Consider the following 16,886-nt stretch of genomic DNA (forward strand, 5'->3'; position numbering starts at 1 on the left):
ACTTCAAGCTGCTACAACGAGAACGTCGCCTGACCGCGGGACCGCTCTTCAAGTTCCACGAGCCGCGGGACATCCTCGCGATCTTGCTCCGGAAATGGACCGTTTGTGAGAGCTGCTCCTTTGGGGATTCGCCCTGTCGGTTTCCGAAGTCGTCTGCACGGATGCGCGAAGTGGTCTGCACGCTGCGGGCGTGCAGACCTCCGGTGATGTGCGGCTTAGGTGCGCCGGTGCGGTGGGAGTGATCGCTCTCATGCTGGGACAGCGAGCGGCTGACGGGGCTGCCTCGGCGCCCTGATCATCAGTAATGGTCGCCGTAGCAGTAGTTCCGAGCCCCGTCTGGGTTCGGTCAGAACCGAAGAACCCGAAAAGAGTGGTGCCATCGGTGGTAGCCACCGCCTGGATGGGGCCGGTGATGTTCCGCATGTTCGCCCCGGTCAGGTTCGCACCCCGCAAGTCAGCATCCTTCAGCGCCGCCCCGCACAGATCCGCACCATCTAACTCGGCGTTGGCCAGCTTTGCTGAGCGCAGTCGTGCGAATCTCATGTTCGCGTGCGTCAGTGTCGCGTTGGTGAGATCCGCGCGGGTGAGCGTCGTCCAGCTCAGCCCCGCACCCCGTGAGCCGCGCCTAAGGGTATGTCGCTGATCAAGCCAGGCGTTGAGCGGGTCGTAGCTGTGGGTCGTGCATCGCGAACAGCTGTGCCGGCGCCCGCGGGATTCTGTAGGCAGCGGTCTGACACGCACGCAGTTCGTGAGCGATGAGGTCCGGGATCGGGTATCAGTGCTTGTGTTCCAGCGCCGCCAGCCGTTCGCGTACTTTGTCGCCGATGGTGACGAGCATCGCCATCTCTGTCGCAGTGAGATGATCGATGAGCACGTCGCGGACGTCGGCCACGTGCTGCGGAGCCGCGACCTTGATCAGGTCGCTGCCCCGGGGAGTGATGGCGACTACCGCCCCCCGTTGGTCGGCGAGGCACCGCTCGCGGGACACCAGGCCGCGATTTTGCATCCGGCCCAGGTGCTGCGACAGGCGGCTCTTCTCCCAGCGCAACAGCTGGCCGAGTTCGAACGACCTCAGCCGGCCTTCGGGCGCCTCAGAGAGATGGGCCAGGACCTGGTAGTCAGCGACGGACAGCCCGCACCGGTTGCGCAGCTGCCGCTCGATGAACTCCGACAGCCCGTCCTGCATCTTTATCAGGCTGCGCCAGGCCTGCTGTTCTCGCTCGTCCAACCACCGCGGCTCGGTCATGCACGTCACTTTACCGTCTGGTTGACATGGTAACCAAGTGCGACGTACATTCTGGTTCACACGTTAACCAAATGGGGGGCGTCGATGACATAGCCGTTGACAACGACGGCGTGGGCATGGCGTCCTATCCAGCTCCAGAAAGCAGGCACACCAATGAGCAGCATCAGCATTATCGGCCTGGGGAACATGGCCAGCGCTCTGGCCGGCCGGACGCTCGCCGGCGGCAATGCCGTCGAGATCATCGGCCGCGACCCGGCCAAAGCCAAGGAAGTAGCCGCCGCGCTCGGCGGCGCCACTGTCGGGACGCCCGGCGCCGCCCCGGCCGGGGACATCGTTATCCTCGCCGTACCGTACGCCAGCGCGGCGGCGGTGGTCAGCGAGTACGGGGACGCACTACACGGCAAGGTCATCATCGACATCACCAACCCCGTCTCCCCCGATTCCCAGGGCCTTGTCACCCCAGACGGCAGTTCCGGCGCGCAGGAAATCGCCAAGGTCGCCCCCGCCGGCGCGCACGTCGTGAAGGCGTTCAACACCGTCTTCGGTCACATGCTGGCGCAGGGCAACCCGCTGGACGTGCTCATCGCCGGCGACGACGCCGAGGCCAAGGCGACTGTGTCGGCATTCATCAAGAGCCTCGGGATGCGGCCGATGGACACCGGCCCCCTGGGAATGGCGCGCTGGCTAGAGGGAACGGGCCTGGTGATGATAGGCCTGGGCCGCTATGGCGCGGGAAGCTTCAACTTCACCCTCGGCGTCAACACTTCTGCCTGAGCGCGCCCGCACCACCACTTCTCGCGCCACATCAATCACAAGGAGCAGTAGCGTGCGCGTTTTCGTCACCGGCGGGACCGGCCATTCCGGTTCGTACATCGTCCCCGAGCTCATCGCCGCTGGGCACGAGGTCACCGGCCTGGCCCGATCGGACACGGCCGCGGCGGCGCTGTCCGCGCTCGGCGCGAAGGTGCGCCGCGGCGACCTCCAGGATCTCGACGGGCTCAAGGAGGCGGCCGCGGACTCCGACGGCGTCATCCACGTCGCGCACAGGCAAGACCTGCTTCCGTCCGGCGGGATCGACGCCGTGGCCGCGGCGGAGCTCTCGGTCATGCTCGCGTACGGCGAGGCACTGGCGGGAACCGGAAAGCCGCTGGTCGCAGCGGGGAGCATTGGCTCGCCCGGGCAGCACCTGGGCCGGCCGGCCACCGAGGAGGACCCGGCCCTTCCCGGCGGCGATGAGTACAAGGGCACCCTGCGGGTTCGTAACGTCGTGGAAACCGCCGTAGTCGGCCTCGCCGAGCGGGGAGTGCGGTCTTCGGTCGTGCGGATTGCCAACATCGCGCACAGCACGACCGACCGTACCGGCTTCCTCCCCACGCTGATCGCGCTCGCGAAGGAGAAGGGCGTCGTCGGCTACCCCGGAGACGGCGCGAACCTGTGGAACGCCGTGCACACCCGCGATGTCGCCTCCTTGTTCCGCTTGGCGCTGGAGAAGGGGCCGGCTGGCAAATACTGGCACGCGGTTGGGGACGGGGCCATCCCGTTCCGCGAGATCGCCGAGGCCATTGGCAGCCGTCTGGGTCTGCCCGCCGTGAGCGTTCCCGCGGACGTACTGATGGTGCCGGGATACTTTGGGTTCCTCGCGAACATAGTCACGCAGAACTACCCGGCGTCCAACCTCATCACCCGCCGGACCCTCGACTGGGAACCCGCTCAGCCCGGCCTGCTCGCCGATTTGGACAACGGCCATTACTTCTCCGCCAGCTGACGGCAGGAACCCGAATCGCAACGGGTCCGGCAGATGACAAGGATACGGCTCTCCTGGAGGGACGCTGAGAATATGACGACTGTGGGATTCATCGGAAGCGGATACCTCGGCACTACCATCGCGCGGCTCGCCATCGAGGCCGGGCACCAGGTCGTGCTCAGCAACTCGCGCGGTCCCGAAACGCTCGCGGACACGGCCGCAGAACTGGGGCCGCGGGCGTCCGCGGCGACGAGCGGGGAGGCCGCGGCGGCCAGTGACATCGTCGTGGTCACGGTGCCGGTCAAGGCCTTCCCCAACTTGCCCGCCGCGCCACTGGCCGGGAAGACGGTCATCGACACGTGCAACTACGGCCCCGAGCGTGACGGGCACATTCCCGGGCTCGACAGCAAGTCGCTCACTTCGAGCGAACTGCTGCTGGGGTACATCCCGGACGCCATGCTCGTGAAGGCGTTCAACAACATCTTCTTCAAGCACCTGCTGTCACTCGCCCGCCCGGCGAGGGCGGCCGACCGCTCGTACCTGCCGATCGCCGGGGACTCCGCGTCGGCGAAGGCGGGGTGCCGTTAACGAACGTGTCACCAGCCGCCATACCTCTTCTGACCTGGAACGGCAGGGTTACTTGTCACTTGGCCGTAGCTTCGGCGGCAGGCGAGGCCAGCGCCTGCGGACGCGGCCGGTCACGATTGGCCATCGCTGGCGGCTATCACCCCGTGGAAGCCGCGCGGACCGACCAGCCTTGAGGGCATGAGGTGGTGGCCAGGTTTTCCCCGGTTCGTGCTCGCGGTGCTGGGCGTGATTCTGACCGCAGGGCTGGCCTGGGTGCTGGGGCCGGGCGCGGCGTGGGTGCTGGAACACTTCGACAAGGTACGCGGGTTGGGCGGTAAGGATCTGGCGGCGGCGCTGGATGCCGTGCGCGGGCGGGCGCTGGCGATCGCCACCGGGCTGATCGCGCTGGTGGCGGTGTACTACACCGCTCGCAACGCCGACACCGCGCGCCGGACCTTCCGGCTGGGCGAACAGGGCCATGTCACCGACCGCTACACCAAGGCGATCGAGCAGCTCGGCTCGGACAAGCTCGACATCCGCCTGGGCGGCATCTACGCGCTGGAGCGCATCGCCCGCGACTCGGCCCGCGACCACCCCACGGTCATGGAAGTGCTGGCGGCCTTCGTCCGGGAGCACTCCCGAGACGCCGAGACCGACGAAGAAGGGAAGGTGAAACCTCGCGGTCCGGGGTTGAGAACCGACCTGCAGGCCACACTCACCGTGATCGGCCGACGGGCCGTCACCCATGACACCGGCGTGAGGATCGACCTCACCGGCGCGAACCTCACCGGCGCGAACCTCACCCGCGCGATCCTCACCGGCGCGGACCTCGCCCGCGCGGACCTCGCCCGCGCGGACCTCACCGGCGCGGACCTCACCGGCGCGAACCTCGCCCGCGCGAACCTCGCCCGTGCGGACCTCACCGGCGTGTACCTCACCCGCGCGATCCTCACCGGCGCGAACCTCACCGGCGCGGATCTCACGGGCGCGATCCTCACCCGCGCGTACCTCGCCAGCGCGGACCTCACCGGCGCGTACCTCGCCAGCGCGGACCTCACCGGCGCGTACCTCGATGGTGTGGTGGGTCTGCAGGGCGCGCCGGAGGTGACCGCTCCGCAGGAGGGGCCCGAGACGGGGTGAAGGTGCCCGTTTTGCCGGGTGTCTACCAACTCGCGGGAATCCAGTCTTGCAAGTCGAGAGGCCGTTCTGATCCGCGATAACGACGGTTATCACGGGGTCCCCGTAGCAAACAGCGGAAATCCAACGGATATGAGTCTGACCTGCGCTCTCCACGAGGCGGTCCCACTCGATCCCCATGTAGGTCGGGAACTCGACGTCATTGTCGAAGAACGGCCCTCGCACGGCGGCGTTCAGGCACTCACCGACGATCTGGAGTTCGCGGTCGCTCATCGAGTCAGGCTCTCGGCCTTCCGCTGCGGTGGCGGCCTCAAGGTGCCGGGCCACGGTCAGCAGGTCGCGGGTGCGGAAGTACGCAACCTGGTCGCCGTGCCAGAGCGGGGGGTTGAGGAACATCGGAACGAAAAGTCACGCTAAGGGCACGTGATCATGGTTCTTAATGTGACTGGCCGTTCCGATGTGCTGGACCCTCAGCTGGGACGGGGTGGCACAAAGGTACGTAGCGAGCATCGTGACCTGCGAGAACAGGCCCCCGGTCGTTAGCGTGGCGCGAGATGCCGGACTATCCCGAGACGTTCAAGTCCGAGACCCCTGCCCGTGACGGCCAGAAGCAGGCAGCCCGCCGTAGTGGGCTGACCTGGGGCGATAGGGCTTAGCGTTACTTTTCGTTCCGATGTTCCTCAACCCCCGGTACCAAAAGGACACGGTATGGAGTGCTGCTTCTCGGCGCGCGCCGTACCAGTGGGTCGGGGTGTAGGGGTTGATGTCGTCCGGGCGCGGGCTGCGCTGACCGCGCTGCTTGGCCTCGCGTCGAGCGGCCGCGTAGGCCAGCTTCTCCTCCTGCCAGGCCGAACGACTGGCTTCCAGCACGGCCAAGGCTCGCAGGAGGGCGGCCTCATCGGTGCGGAACGGCCCGGCTTTGGCTTGCAGGAAACTCAAGGTCGCCTCGAAGCCGATCGGCCGGTAGAGCTGCACGCAGGAGCGAAGCGCGGATAGCCGTCGCTGGTGGGGCAAGGCGGTATCGCGCGCCTTGCGGGCGAAGTTGCCGAAGCTCATCTGGCCGCGCTCATCCCCTCGTCGCCGATCCGGTCTCATGTACGGGATAACAGCCTATTATCACGTACATGAGGCCCCGGCGATCTTCACTGAGCAGGCGATCTGTCGAAGCGGCCGATGCGCCACTCCGGCACGTTATCCGGTACATCACGTGAGCGGCCCGGCGAGCGAGCCCTGCCGGGACGGCGAGCACTGATGGCCGCCAAAGCGAAGGTGACCGCGATCCGCGGCGACGACACCACGCTCGGTGCCGCGGCGGACGCGTTCCTGTCGACCTCCCGGATGGACAACGCCAACACCCGTCGCGCCTACGCCGGCGCGATCGACCGGACAGCCCAGATCCTCGGCACCGAACGCCGTTTGGCAGACGTCGCCGACACCGAAGTCGGCGCCGCGCTGAAGGAACTGTGGGGCGAGAGCGCGGCCGCGACCTGGAACCGCAACCGCGCCGCCGTGGCGTCCTGGCTCACCTGGTGCCAGACCAAGATGCGCTGACCCGCACCCTCGGTCCGGGCGGACCTGGAACGCCGCACGGAACACCCCGACGAGACCAAAGCCGTCGGCAAGTCAACGATCCAGCGCCTGCTGTCCCGTCGTGACATCCCGCTCCGGGAACGAACGCTCTGGCGCATGCTCTACGAGACAGCGGCCAGGGCGAGCGAGATCCTCGAACTCGACGTGCAGAACCTGGACCTGGAGAACCGCAGGGCCCCCATCACCTCCAAGGGCGGCGCGACCCAATGGGTGTACTGGGACACCGGCACCGCCCACCTACTCCCGCGCCTGCTACGCCTGCCCGATGGCACCGGCCGCACCAGCGGCCCGCTGTTCCTGTCGATGCGCAAACCCGTCCCGGCCCGCCGGCCCGCCGCCCGCGACATCTGCCCGCACACCGGCCGGGCCCGCCTGGGCTACGACCGCGCCCGCGTCCTGCTCTGGCACTACGCCAAACTCGAACTCCACCAGCTCCGCCACTCCGCAGCCACCCACCTCGGCGACGCGAAGGTCCCGCTACAGCTCATCATGGCCAAGACCCGGCACAAGAACCCCCGCAGCGCCATGCGGTACGTCAAACCCGGCGGCGAAGCCGTCGCCGAGGTCACCGGCATCCTCGGACCACCCAAACGCAAGCACTGACGAGACCACCCAGAGCCAGTCACCGACCGACACCGATGGTTACCGGCTGCATCATCGAACAAGCCGTTCGAACCGGCAGGGCTATCGCAGGTGTTTACCGCGCCGAAGACGTCCTCGGCGACGTCTCAACCAGCGGAAACACCGTTCATGATCCACTGAATGTGGGTTTTGGGCTCACTTGGGCTGGACCCCAACATGAGATCCGGTGTTCTGCGGGCGGGTACGGCGGAGCGCCCGGTGACGATCGGCGCCTCGGCGGCCGAGGCAGGCCTTTTCCGGACACGTTGGGTAATCGCTCGTACACTGTCTGGCGCAGCCGGTGAGGCCGAACGACCCGGCCAGGAGCGGGAGGGTCGGGAAACGATGAACGAGACCCCTCAAAGCCACCGAAACCCTCGGCCCGTGGGAGAGGTGACCGGGGGCGGGCTGGAGTCGGTGACCTGTCACGAGGACCTGGTGAAGCTGCTGGCCGAGCAGTTCGCACGGGCCGACGTGTCACTTCGAGAGCTTCAGGCACGAGCGGACAGGGCGGGCGGAACGCGGCTGCCACGCGCTACCTGCGCCGACATGCTGGCCGGTCGGCGCTTCCCCAAGAAGGCGGTGATGGTGGCGTTCCTGCGGGGATGCCGCGTCCCCGACCATCAGCTCCCGGCGTGGGAACGGGCGTGGGAGCGGGTGCGTGTCAATCAGCTGCCCGCCGGGTCCGCGGAGGATCGCAGCGTCGAGTCCTCCCGTGGCACGCCGCACGCCGCCCAGGTCGTGAGCGCACCCGGCGACACGGGGACGGCCCGTGCCGCCGGCCGGCGCCGGCGCCGAGCCGCCCTGTTCACAGCGGTGGCCGCGGTAACCCTGAGCGTCATCATCGCTCAGAGGGCGACACCGCAACGCGGCGCGTCCGAAGGAGTGCCCGGCCACATCGTGGGTCCCGACCACATCGTCAGCGACGATGGTCGCGCGTTCCCTCGCGGAGGGGCGAGCCGGTTCACCGTGACCGTCGACCCCGCCAATACAGGCGTACGGCTGATCCGCCGGCTGGATGTGGGCGTCGGTCTGCAACATGCCACCATCACCGTCAACGGGACCCCGGCCGCGAAATGGCGACCGCTGCTCGAAGACGGCATCTACAAGTGGAGAAACCAGATCGTCGCCATCCCGCCGAATCTGACGACGGGACGACGTTCGCTCACCATCGTCAACACGTGCGTGTCCCCCTCGGGCTTCAACGAGTTTCTCTACACCGTGGAGCAGGAGGTCAGCGGTGTCTGGTCGACCGCCGACACGGTCGACATCGGCCGCGACCACACCGCGAGCGAAGCCGCGCACGACTACCGCGTCGTCGGGGAGGACTGGGCCGGCACCCAGACCTTCGCCTATCCGCCGCGGAAGGAGGACTGGAACGTCCGGTGAGCTCCAACGGCTGACATCCCGTGGGCAGGCACGGCCGGTGGCAGAGCGGCGAATGCCCGGCGTGATCACCTTCACGGCCGATGATGCGCTGATCCTCTCAAGGATGACCGTTCGGGGTCCGCGCCCAGCGAGGGATCAGCACTGTCAGGACCGTGTAGGAACGATCGAGGGGCAGCGCAGTCGCGCTGCCCCTCGATCGTTCCTACACGGCTACCAGCGCAACTCTCCGGTTTCGTCTTGGAACGTTCCTGTCGGATCGTCCGCGTCGAGAGTCGCCAGACGCACGACGGTTCTGGCGCTCTCTTCCGGTGATCTCCCGCCTCCGAAGGCCGCGGTCAGGTCGGTGGCGGTGAAGCCGGGCTCGAGTGCGTTGAACTTGATGCCCGGCTGGGACTTGGCGTACTGGACCGTAAGCATGGTGGCCGCTGACTTGGACGCGGAGTAGAGCGCGGCCGTCAAGTGGAACTCCGGCCGGTCGGGGTTGGTCACTGCCCAAAACGACCCGGCGCTGCTCGAAACGGTGACCACGGTCGGGTTCGAGGATTTGCGCAGCAGGGGAAGTGCCGCCTCCGTGACGCGCACGATTCCTACCGCGTTGGTGTTGAAAACCCGAAGAGCCGTGGGACCGTCGATGACTCCGTTCTCCAGGATGCCCGCGTTGTGCACCAGGACGTCGAGCCGGCCCTCGGCCGAATCGATCGTCGCCAGCGCGCTGCTCACCGACGCGTCATCGGTCACATCGAGCTGCACGAATCGTGCGCCAAGCGCTGCCGCGGCCTTCTCACCTCGCTCGGCGTCACGCGCGCCGACGTAGACGACGTGGCCCAACTCCAGAAGCTGTTTGGCCGTCTCGAAGCCGATGCCTTTGTTGGCCCCGGTGATCAGTGTGATGGTCATGCGTTTCCTCTCGAAATATGTGGCCCGGGTGGGCCGTCGGCCCCGCTGTGCGTGGCTACTCTCCTGGACCAGAGCCCTTTCGGGCCTGGGGTGTGAGCCCGCGCAGACCTTGTGGTCCCGGACCGGGCCGAAGTGCCGAGGTGGTCAGCTGCCGGCGCATTTCGCCGGCGTCGTGCAGGGCCGTCATATGCACGAACCGCCCGTCACGGACCTGATAGATGGCGTACTCGACGATCTCGAACGAGGCGCCGGTGGGAGCCACGCCGAGCCACTCCTTCACCGGAGTACCTGTGTTGACCAGACGGGCAGCCAGACGGTCACCGTCGAAGAGCAGTTCCTTGAGCTCCCAGTGGAGGTCCGGAACCGCATCCACGTCATGCTTCTGAACCGCGATGAGGTCGTCCCGGGTGGCCGGCTCACCGTTCAACGTGGTCCGGTCGTTGATGAACTCGTCCATATGATCGAACTCATGGGCATTGAGCGCCTCGATGTAGCGCAGGTAGAACTTTCGCAGATCACTGTCGGACATCAGATGACCTTTCTGTACGGCAGCCCCGGATCGGGGCCCCACGGGATGTCGACGAGACGCGACGCCCTCCACGACCTCGCCGTGCCGGCCGTCGCTGAAGCGGGTGGCCCTTCCCCGACGCCCATTCCGATCGATATACGCCCTGGATGCACTGAAGTACGGCATCTGGTCGCGCGTCGTCCGTGACGGCCGGCTGATCCACCACTCGGATCGCGGCTCGAACACGTCGATCAGGGTCACGCCTGAGTAATGCGCCGCGCTCTCGTCAAATTGACGATCAACTCGTCGCGGGTCTGATGCGCATGATGGATCCAGGCGGGTTGACCGGGAGCGGTGCGCCAGGATTCGCTCAGCGGACTGTTGTCCACGGTGTCGAAACCGAAGTGGTCGTACAGCCGCGTCACGAGCTCAACGGCTTCCGGGTGATCGCTCGAGGCCGATAGCGCCAGCCGGTCGGGGGCGCCGGGGGGGGGCGACCGGCGATGGTGATGCGGGGGGCCTGAATATGAGTGAACGCCTTGACGACCTTTGAAGTCGGGAGGTGCTCCTGCCGCAGCTCGTGCACTGTCTTCTCGCCCGAGTCGATCACCGGAATGTGGCCGTCACGCCAGATCATGTAGTTGTTCGTATCCAGCACGATCTTGCCTGCGAGCTCTTCGACCGGCATGTCGTTGACGACTTTGAGAGGTACGGCCACGACTGCGAAATCGCCGGCTTCCGCGGCATCCGCAGCGCGTGCGGCGCGCGCTGACGGGCCGAGTTCGGCGACGAGGTTCTCCAGGGTCTCGGGCCCTCGCGAGTTGGCGATGACGACTTCGTATCCGTTCGCCACCGCCGCACGGGCGATCTGACTGCCGACCTCGCCTGCGCCGATGATCCCGATTGTTGTCATAGGTGGTTCCGCCTCTCAGATCTGGTTCAGGCCGCCGTCGACGTACAGGCTCGAACCGGTGATGAAGCTGCTCTGTTCGGAGGCGAGGAAGGTCACGGCGGCGGCGATCTCCTCCGGGCGCCCGAGCCGGCCCAGTGGCACACGCGTGGCCAGTTGCCGCTTGAACCGCTCCGGGGCGGGGGTGAGCCCCGACACGGCAGGGGTGTCGGTCGGGCCGGGCGTGATGGTGTTGACCCGGATGCCGCGTCCCTTGAGTTCGTTGGCCCAGGTCCGGGAGAACGATCGGGTGGCGGCCTTGGTCGCCGCGTACACGCCGAGCGCCTCATCGCCGACATCCACGTTGGTAGAGCCGTTCAAGATCACCGAGGCGCCGTCGTTGAGCAGTGGCAGCGCCTTCTGGACGGTGAACAGCGTGCCCCGGACGTTGATACCGAAGAGGGCGTCGAAGTGCTCCTCGGTGACCTGCTCGAGCGGCACGAGCGAGGCGACGGAGGCATTCGCGAACAGTACGTCCAGGCCCCGTCCCCGGCTGCGGATCGTCTCGTAGAGCCGGTCCAGGTCGGCCAGGTTCGAGATGTCGCCGGTCACCGCGGTAGCCGCTGAACCGATCACTTCGACGGCCGCGTCGAGTTCGGTCTCGCGCCGGCCGGTGATGAACACGTGCGCGCCCTCGGCCGCCAGCCGTACGGCACTGGCCAGGCCGATTCCGGTGCTGCCCCCGGTGACGAGTGCGGTCTTACCCTCAAGCAATCCCACGCGAGCAGCCCCCTTCGATTTCTGTAGCGATCGCTGCAGAAGTTGAATGTAGCACTTCTGCAGCGATCGCTGCAGAAGAGGTAGGCTGCGGGAGTGGAGACGAAACAGAGTGGCCCGATCGGTCGACCGCGAGGATTCGACGTCGACGAAGCTCTCGAGCGCGCCGTGCTGGTCTTCTGGGAGCACGGCTACGAGGGGGCCAGCCTGGCCAACCTGACAGACGCGATGGGCATCTCCACCACCAGCATGTACGCAGCCTTCGGCAACAAGGAGGAGCTGTTCCGCAAGGCCCTGGAGCGCTACACCGAAGGTCCGGGCGGATACCTGGCCCGGGCCCTGGAGGAGCCGACCGCCCTCGGCGTCGCCACCGCGATCCTGGCCGGCACCGTTCGAACCACCACCCGCCCGGCCCATCCTCACGGATGCCTGGGCGTCCAGGGCGCCCTGGCCGCCAGCGACTCCGGGCGTGAAGTCCGTGACCTTCTCGTCGCCTGGCGTAAAAACGGCTGCTCCTGCGTCCAGGAGCGGTTCCAGCGAGCCGTCGACGACGGCGACCTGCCTCCGGAGGCCAATCCGGGGCTACTGGCCCGCTATGTCACCACCTTGGCATTCGGCATCGCCGTGCAAGCCGCGAGCGGTGTCGACCGCGACGAACTCCAGGGGATGGCCGACGCCGCCCTACGTAACTGGCCGCTCTCCTGAGAACCGCCCGGCGTTCGTCTTCGCGAGCGACTGCTCGCGGTAACGACCGGTTCTCACAAACGGACCCTTCTGCCCGAGTAGGAAATAAGCCCTGGGTTCCCGAGCGGCTTTCCGGGTCATCCCGTCCCAGGACCAGGGCGTTTTTGTGCAGAGCATGGCGCCCTGGCGGTTGAGGGGATCTCGGGATCGGTGAGACTTCTGCCTCGTCGCTGAGGTTTTTGTGGCGGCGGTGAAGCCGAGGAGCCGCGTGTCGGCCCCGGTCGAGGATGACCCGGTCCGGTGCTGGGCGCCACCTGGGCAGGGAACCCCTGCTCAGGTGGGGGCGGTTGCGTACGCCGGCTCAGGTGCCTCAACCGCTCGCCGGGCCGGGACGGCCGCGCGTCACCGGATCCTGGGCACCGCCCGGTGCCACTTCGGGACCGGCTGACTGTGCGAAAGGGGCGCCGGCCGGGTGAACGGCGCATCGAACAGGACTCGCCGCGGGATATCGATCCCGGCGCCCCGGGATCAATCAACCGTGATGACGAGCTTTCCAGGCGCGTTGCCCGCCGCCAGGTCACCCACCGCGGTGGAGGCCTCCGCCAGGGAGTACGTGCGCCCGACGGCCGGTCGCACAGCCCCGGCCTCGATGAGGTCGCGCAGCGCGTCCAGGTCGGCGGTGCGGGTCAGCGAGATCAGTGCGTCCAGGCGCTGGCGCGTGAACAAGGTGATCAGCCGGACGGCCAGCAGCCGGCTGATCCCGCCGAACCACCGACCGCCGCCCTCGCCGCCGACGATGACGAGCCGGCCGCGCTCGGTGAGCAGCCCGCGCAGCAGGGCCAGCGGCCGGATGCCCGCGATGTCGATGATCAGATCGTACGTCCCGGTGAGCGGCTCGCGCGTGTAGTCGATGACGGCCTGGGCGCCCAGCGACCGGACGAGGTCGGCCTTGGCCGTGCTGCACACGGCGGTGACGTGGGCGCCGCCGGCGACCGCGAGTTGCGTCGCGAAGCTGCCCACTCCGCCGCCGGCGCCGATGACCAGCACCTTCTCACCGGCGGTGACCTGGCCGAGGGCCCGCAACGCGGTCACCCCTGACACGGGTACGGCCGCCGCTTCGGCGAAGCTCAGGTTGGCGGGCTTGCGGGCGAGCTTGCCCGGACGGGCGAGCGCGAACTGCGCGTACGCGCCGGTCGCCGCGCCGTACACCTCGTCGCCGGGGCGAAACGCGGTCACGTTGGCGCCGACGGACTCCACGACGCCGGCCACGTCCATGCCCGGCACGCGGTTGCGGGGCCGGCGCAGGCCGAAGCCGAGGCGGCCGATGAGCGGCAGCCCGGTCATGACGTGCCACACGCCGTAGTCGACGCCGGCCGCGTGCACCCGGATCAGCACATCGTCGGCGCCGGGCGTCGGGGTCGGGACCTCGCCGAGGCTCAGCGTGTGCGGCGGGCCGTACTCGTCCTGGACGATCGCCTTCATGAGGGGTCTCCTTCGGTGTGGGGGTACTGGAAGACGTCGTCGAGTCCGACCCGGAACACCCGGGCGATGCGGAACGCCATCTCCAGTGAGGGGGAGTAGCGACCCTGTTCGATCGCGATGATGGTCTGGCGGGTGACGCCGACCCGGTCGGCCAGCTCGGCCTGGGTCATCTCGTCGTGCGCGAACCGCAGGGCCCGTATCGCGTTGGTGACCTGCGTCGGCTTCACCACGTCTGGAAGCCGCCCTTGCGGTACGCCATGATCTTGGCGGACGAGCTGAGCACCGAGGACAGCACGAACGCCAGGTAGACGGCGTTGGCGATCCAGAAGTGGCTCAGCTCGGCGATGGCCATGATCAGTGCGGCGAGCGCGCCGATGACGACCATCGACTGCCCGATGCGCTCACTGACCTGGTTGATCTCACGGTCGCGCTCGTCGGTGCGGTCAGCGCCGCGGCCGCCCGTGATGGCCATCGCGATGTGGGCCACGATCGCGGTGACGATGGCGCCACCGATGGTCCACAGCAGAGTTCCCGCGTAGGCGACGTCGGTGAGCGGGCCGTCGCCGGCCCGGCCCAGGAGGGTCGCCACGTAGATCGTGTACGCGCCGAGGGAGACCACGATCATCACCCAGGCGCCCTTTTCCTCGAAGGCCATGCCCGCCCCTCATGTAAAACAAAGCTGACATCAACCAATGTAAAGCGTCCCGGACACCGTGTCAAAGTTTATTTACATGCATGGCCGGCGACGCCCTGGCGCCCGGCGCGGTGTTGCTACAAAACGTCCACAGCCGGCCGGACGGCGCAGGTCGCACCGCCCCCTCACATGTGCGAGGACGTCTCCACCGCCGCCCGGGCCCGCCAGGAGGCGGCGCCACGCTGGCGAACAAGCCGGGCGGCGGCTCGATCGCGCGCACCGCCGCCGATTTGCGGATCTTGGTCATCATCGACTCCAGGCTCACGTTGCCCGGCGCGGACTTGATGAACGCCAGCATGTCGAAGCCGTCATCGTCCTTGGCAGACGTCTCGCTCGTGGGCTCCTGGCCGGTGCCGGCCGTCTCGGCCGCCGTGCGGCTGTCATCTCCGAGGCCGACCAGCGCGCAGATGCGCTGCGTGGTCTCGGGACTCAACCGGGAGGCGATCCGCACCGACCAGGTGACCTCCGACGACATGTTGCACACCATGCTGCGCCGCAGGGCGAACGGCGAGTCCGTCGAGCAGATCCAGCCCGGCCTGGTCATCCCCACCGGCAAGCGCGAGGAACAGAACCCCTCGGTGGCCGGCGCCTACCGGGCGCTCACCGAGCACACCAAGCGCGAGGCGTACCCCGAGGCCGTCGAGGCTGCGCACGCTGACTTCGCCGCCCTCCAAGCCGGTGAAGTCTCCGGCCCGCGTACGGAGAAGACCGCGCCTGCTCGGTGACGCCGTGCCACGCCGGCGGCTACCGCCGATTTTCGTCCGGATACTCCCCGGGGGCCTCTTGTGATGGCGCCGGCAGACCTCGCACTCACGGCCGTGGAAGATCTTCCCCGCCAACAACTCCCGCATCGGCTCTCCGGCCACGGCCGAAGAGGCGCGGCTCAGCCGGGCTCCGCCCGCAGCTCCGCGGTGATCGCGCGTTCCCTGAGCTGGGCGGACTCGGCGTGTAGGGACTGCATCTGTTCACGCAGATCCGACAGGCGCATCTGTTCCATGGCCAGCCGCATGCGAGCCTCGTCGCGTTCGGCCAGCGCCTCGGCGGCTTTGGCCGCCGCCCGCTCCCCCGCCTCGGCGATCTTCTCGGCGGCCCGTTCCTCGGCCTTGGCCACCCGGCGCGCCGACCGCTTCTCCAGCTCGGCCGCCTGCTTGTCCACCCGTTCCGCCCGGGTGCGCGCCTCGGCCGCCTCGGCCAGAGCCTGAGCACGCGCGGTCGCCTCGGCGTCGGCGCGTGCCAGCGCCCGGTCCCGCTCCGCCTCGGCCGCGTCGGCGCGTGCCGACGCGGCCGAGGCGGCACGCTCGGCCTGGCCCCTGGCCTCCTGGGCGTCCCTGGTCTCCTCCAGCGCCCGGTCCCGCTCGGCGCGCGCCTGCTCGGCCTGCTCCTGATCGTGCACGGCCAGCACCCCGACCCGGCGCGCCTCGGTCTCGGCGGCCTCCACCCGCTCGGCCATCTCCCGCACCGCCGCGTCCCGGGCGGCCTCGGCCCGCTGTGCTCTGCGAGTGGCCTCCTGCTCGGCCTGCCTGGCCCGGCGTTCGGTGCTGGCCGCCTCGTGCAACGCGGCCAGCGCCTGCTCCCTGGCGGTCTCCGCGTCGGCCAGCGCGGTGTCGCGTTCGGCGTTGGCCTCCTCCACGCGGCGCGTCATCGCGTCTCGCTCGCGCCGGGCGTGCTCGGAGGCCTCCCGCGCCAGCCGTACCTGCTCGAAGGCCTGTTCCCGCTCGGTGCGCGCGATCGCCACCCGGGTGTGCGCCTCGGCCTGCACCGCGCTCACCTTGGCCTCCACCCCCGCCGGGCTCAGCTCCTCCGACAGCACCTGCGCCAGCGGCGCGATCGCCGCAATCATCCCCTTCTCCATGCGCTCGTAGAACTCCTCGGCCCTGGCCAACGCCCCCTCAAGACCCGGCGTCGCCCGCCGCATCTCGCGTTCGCGCTTGGCCACCGCCTGGCAGTCTCCCTGCGCGCAGTAGGCTCTCGGCCGCCCTCGCCCGGCTCGCTGCTCGATCGGCGTCCCACAGTGTTTGCACGGCGTCATCGCGCCCGGCTCCTGCATGGCAGGAGCCTAGCAGGATTGATTTTCCGGAAATTAAAAATCAATAAACGAGATCTGTTGCGTCCATCTCTGGTCCTGGTAACTACCGGGAATGTAAATTCCCGCAAGTTGCTGGGGCGGAGGCTCGACCGCTGGTGCATGTGTGTGCAAATCTGCACTGGGATGTCAGTAGAAATCTGCACGAGGTGTCTGCAAACTGCCATGAAGTTGTCCTGGCGTAATGCCAGTTGATGTCAGTGGATTTGCCACTTCATGTCAGCAAGATCACTAAGCCTCGCCTGATCCGCTCGGTGAAGATCCCCGGACGCAGGTAGTTTCCCCAGCTACGAGCCCTGTTCTCCGGCGAACTCATCGCTTTGACGCCAGCCTGCCACCGTGTCCAGGCCGCGTTCTTCCCCTCCGCGAGCAGCGTCCCGTACGGCCTGCCGAGGGGCCCTTAGCGGGCTCCGGCGCCGCTTTTCGGCCACGCTCGACTGACGAGTCGTGTCACTTTGCCACGTACTGACAGCCCTCATCGGCAGCTTGACCTCTGGTTTTGGTCGCGTCCGAGATGCGGTGTAAAAGAGAACGAGCGTAGGTTGCCGTGCTGAACCGACCAAAGTTCGCACTACGCA

Annotated in this window: 23 protein-coding genes; 10 read left to right on the forward strand and 13 right to left on the reverse strand. The window is 67.9% G+C overall.

Features of this window, described 5'->3' with window-relative positions:
- Window positions 1-48 precede the first annotated feature (48 nt).
- Both ACSDR0_RS45515 and ACSDR0_RS45520 read right to left on the reverse strand, forming a co-directional pair.
- Window positions 49-741 (reverse strand): pentapeptide repeat-containing protein, encoded by a 693-nt coding sequence (locus tag ACSDR0_RS45515; RefSeq protein WP_435295207.1) that lies wholly within the window; start codon window positions 739-741, stop codon window positions 49-51.
- Window positions 742-775: 34 nt separating this feature from the next.
- Window positions 776-1,246, reverse strand: a complete 471-nt coding sequence (locus ACSDR0_RS45520) for a MarR family winged helix-turn-helix transcriptional regulator (RefSeq protein WP_435295208.1) — start codon at window positions 1,244-1,246, stop codon at window positions 776-778.
- A 153-nt stretch (window positions 1,247-1,399) separates the two neighbouring features.
- On the opposite strand from ACSDR0_RS45520, the gene ACSDR0_RS45525 reads away from it, so the two are divergent.
- The 5 genes from ACSDR0_RS45525 to ACSDR0_RS45545 all read left to right on the forward strand — a co-directional run bounded on the left by ACSDR0_RS45525 (window position 1,400) and on the right by ACSDR0_RS45545 (window position 5,111).
- The gene (locus ACSDR0_RS45525; protein ID WP_435295209.1) at window positions 1,400-2,020 is read left to right on the forward strand and encodes an NADPH-dependent F420 reductase; all 621 of its coding nucleotides are present in this window, start codon (window positions 1,400-1,402) and stop codon (window positions 2,018-2,020) included.
- A gap of 52 nt (window positions 2,021-2,072) precedes the next feature.
- Window positions 2,073-3,011, forward strand: a complete 939-nt coding sequence (locus tag ACSDR0_RS45530) for an SDR family oxidoreductase (protein ID WP_435295210.1) — start codon at window positions 2,073-2,075, stop codon at window positions 3,009-3,011.
- Window positions 3,012-3,083: 72 nt separating this feature from the next.
- Window positions 3,084-3,578, forward strand: a complete 495-nt coding sequence (locus tag ACSDR0_RS45535) for an NADPH-dependent F420 reductase (protein ID WP_435295211.1) — start codon at window positions 3,084-3,086, stop codon at window positions 3,576-3,578.
- Between the two features lie 177 nt (window positions 3,579-3,755).
- On the forward strand, window positions 3,756-4,697 hold the full coding sequence (locus tag ACSDR0_RS45540) for a pentapeptide repeat-containing protein (RefSeq protein ID WP_435295212.1): 942 nt from the start codon (window positions 3,756-3,758) through the stop codon (window positions 4,695-4,697).
- Between the two features lie 18 nt (window positions 4,698-4,715).
- Window positions 4,716-5,111, forward strand: coding sequence for a hypothetical protein (locus ACSDR0_RS45545; protein WP_435295213.1), 396 nt, complete (start codon window positions 4,716-4,718; stop codon window positions 5,109-5,111).
- Window positions 5,112-5,270: 159 nt separating this feature from the next.
- On the opposite strand, the gene ACSDR0_RS45550 is transcribed toward ACSDR0_RS45545, so the two are convergent.
- Window positions 5,271-5,750, reverse strand: coding sequence for a hypothetical protein (locus ACSDR0_RS45550; RefSeq protein WP_435295214.1), 480 nt, complete (start codon window positions 5,748-5,750; stop codon window positions 5,271-5,273).
- Window positions 5,751-5,945: 195 nt separating this feature from the next.
- Between ACSDR0_RS45550 and ACSDR0_RS45555 the strand changes: the two genes are divergently transcribed.
- From ACSDR0_RS45555 to ACSDR0_RS45565, 3 genes are all read left to right on the forward strand, one after another.
- On the forward strand, window positions 5,946-6,245 hold the full coding sequence (locus ACSDR0_RS45555; RefSeq protein WP_435295215.1) for a hypothetical protein: 300 nt from the start codon (window positions 5,946-5,948) through the stop codon (window positions 6,243-6,245).
- Between the two features lie 90 nt (window positions 6,246-6,335).
- Window positions 6,336-6,887, forward strand: a complete 552-nt coding sequence (locus ACSDR0_RS45560; protein WP_435295228.1) for a tyrosine-type recombinase/integrase — start codon at window positions 6,336-6,338, stop codon at window positions 6,885-6,887.
- Window positions 6,888-7,289: 402 nt separating this feature from the next.
- The gene (locus ACSDR0_RS45565) at window positions 7,290-8,294 is read left to right on the forward strand and encodes a hypothetical protein (RefSeq protein WP_435295216.1); all 1,005 of its coding nucleotides are present in this window, start codon (window positions 7,290-7,292) and stop codon (window positions 8,292-8,294) included.
- Window positions 8,295-8,504: 210 nt separating this feature from the next.
- On the opposite strand, the gene ACSDR0_RS45570 is transcribed toward ACSDR0_RS45565, so the two are convergent.
- The 5 genes from ACSDR0_RS45570 to ACSDR0_RS45590 are packed head-to-tail and all read right to left on the reverse strand — an operon-like array spanning window position 8,505 to window position 11,368.
- Window positions 8,505-9,191 (reverse strand): SDR family NAD(P)-dependent oxidoreductase, encoded by a 687-nt coding sequence (locus ACSDR0_RS45570; protein ID WP_435295217.1) that lies wholly within the window; start codon window positions 9,189-9,191, stop codon window positions 8,505-8,507.
- A 55-nt stretch (window positions 9,192-9,246) separates the two neighbouring features.
- A complete protein-coding gene (locus ACSDR0_RS45575) occupies window positions 9,247-9,960 on the reverse strand; it encodes an ester cyclase (RefSeq protein WP_435295218.1) in 714 nt (237 codons plus the stop codon).
- Window positions 9,957-10,124 carry a hypothetical protein gene (locus ACSDR0_RS45580; protein ID WP_435295219.1) on the reverse strand — a complete coding sequence of 56 codons (168 nt, stop codon included), beginning with the start codon at window positions 10,122-10,124 and terminating at the stop codon, window positions 9,957-9,959. Before ACSDR0_RS45580 ends, ACSDR0_RS45575 begins: the two co-directional genes overlap by 4 nt.
- The gene (locus tag ACSDR0_RS45585) at window positions 10,121-10,612 is read right to left on the reverse strand and encodes an NADPH-dependent F420 reductase (protein WP_435295220.1); all 492 of its coding nucleotides are present in this window, start codon (window positions 10,610-10,612) and stop codon (window positions 10,121-10,123) included. Before ACSDR0_RS45585 ends, ACSDR0_RS45580 begins: the two co-directional genes overlap by 4 nt.
- 15 nt (window positions 10,613-10,627) lie before the next feature.
- Window positions 10,628-11,368: an SDR family NAD(P)-dependent oxidoreductase gene (locus ACSDR0_RS45590; protein ID WP_435295229.1), complete on the reverse strand. Its 741-nt coding sequence runs from the start codon at window positions 11,366-11,368 to the stop codon at window positions 10,628-10,630.
- A 165-nt stretch (window positions 11,369-11,533) separates the two neighbouring features.
- On the opposite strand from ACSDR0_RS45590, the gene ACSDR0_RS45595 reads away from it, so the two are divergent.
- Window positions 11,534-12,070, forward strand: coding sequence for a TetR/AcrR family transcriptional regulator (locus ACSDR0_RS45595; protein WP_435295221.1), 537 nt, complete (start codon window positions 11,534-11,536; stop codon window positions 12,068-12,070).
- A 507-nt stretch (window positions 12,071-12,577) separates the two neighbouring features.
- Here the strand turns inward: ACSDR0_RS45595 and ACSDR0_RS45600 are convergent.
- The 4 genes from ACSDR0_RS45600 to ACSDR0_RS45615 form a co-directional block, all read right to left on the reverse strand.
- Entirely contained in the window at window positions 12,578-13,531 is a 954-nt protein-coding gene (locus tag ACSDR0_RS45600) for an NAD(P)-dependent alcohol dehydrogenase (RefSeq protein ID WP_435295222.1), read from the reverse strand.
- On the reverse strand, window positions 13,528-13,761 hold the full coding sequence (locus ACSDR0_RS45605; RefSeq protein WP_435295223.1) for a helix-turn-helix transcriptional regulator: 234 nt from the start codon (window positions 13,759-13,761) through the stop codon (window positions 13,528-13,530). The genes ACSDR0_RS45600 and ACSDR0_RS45605 overlap by 4 nt, the downstream gene beginning before the upstream one ends.
- Complete coding sequence (locus ACSDR0_RS45610) at window positions 13,755-14,186, reverse strand: hypothetical protein (protein WP_435295224.1); 432 nt, start codon at window positions 14,184-14,186, stop codon at window positions 13,755-13,757. The genes ACSDR0_RS45605 and ACSDR0_RS45610 overlap by 7 nt, the downstream gene beginning before the upstream one ends.
- A gap of 61 nt (window positions 14,187-14,247) precedes the next feature.
- The gene (locus ACSDR0_RS45615) at window positions 14,248-14,700 is read right to left on the reverse strand and encodes a hypothetical protein (RefSeq protein ID WP_435295225.1); all 453 of its coding nucleotides are present in this window, start codon (window positions 14,698-14,700) and stop codon (window positions 14,248-14,250) included.
- Here ACSDR0_RS45615 and ACSDR0_RS45620 point away from each other — a divergent pair.
- Window positions 14,699-14,950 (forward strand): hypothetical protein, encoded by a 252-nt coding sequence (locus ACSDR0_RS45620; protein ID WP_435295226.1) that lies wholly within the window; start codon window positions 14,699-14,701, stop codon window positions 14,948-14,950. The two genes, ACSDR0_RS45615 and ACSDR0_RS45620, sit on opposite strands and share 2 nt — an antisense overlap.
- Window positions 14,951-15,108: 158 nt before the next feature.
- On the opposite strand, the gene ACSDR0_RS45625 is transcribed toward ACSDR0_RS45620, so the two are convergent.
- On the reverse strand, window positions 15,109-16,161 hold the full coding sequence (locus ACSDR0_RS45625) for a hypothetical protein (RefSeq protein ID WP_435295227.1): 1,053 nt from the start codon (window positions 16,159-16,161) through the stop codon (window positions 15,109-15,111).
- Window positions 16,162-16,886: the final 725 nt, after the last annotated feature.

The organism is Streptosporangium sp. G11 (assembly GCF_051192615.1).
Taxonomy (GTDB): Bacteria; Actinomycetota; Actinomycetes; order Streptosporangiales; family Streptosporangiaceae; genus Streptosporangium.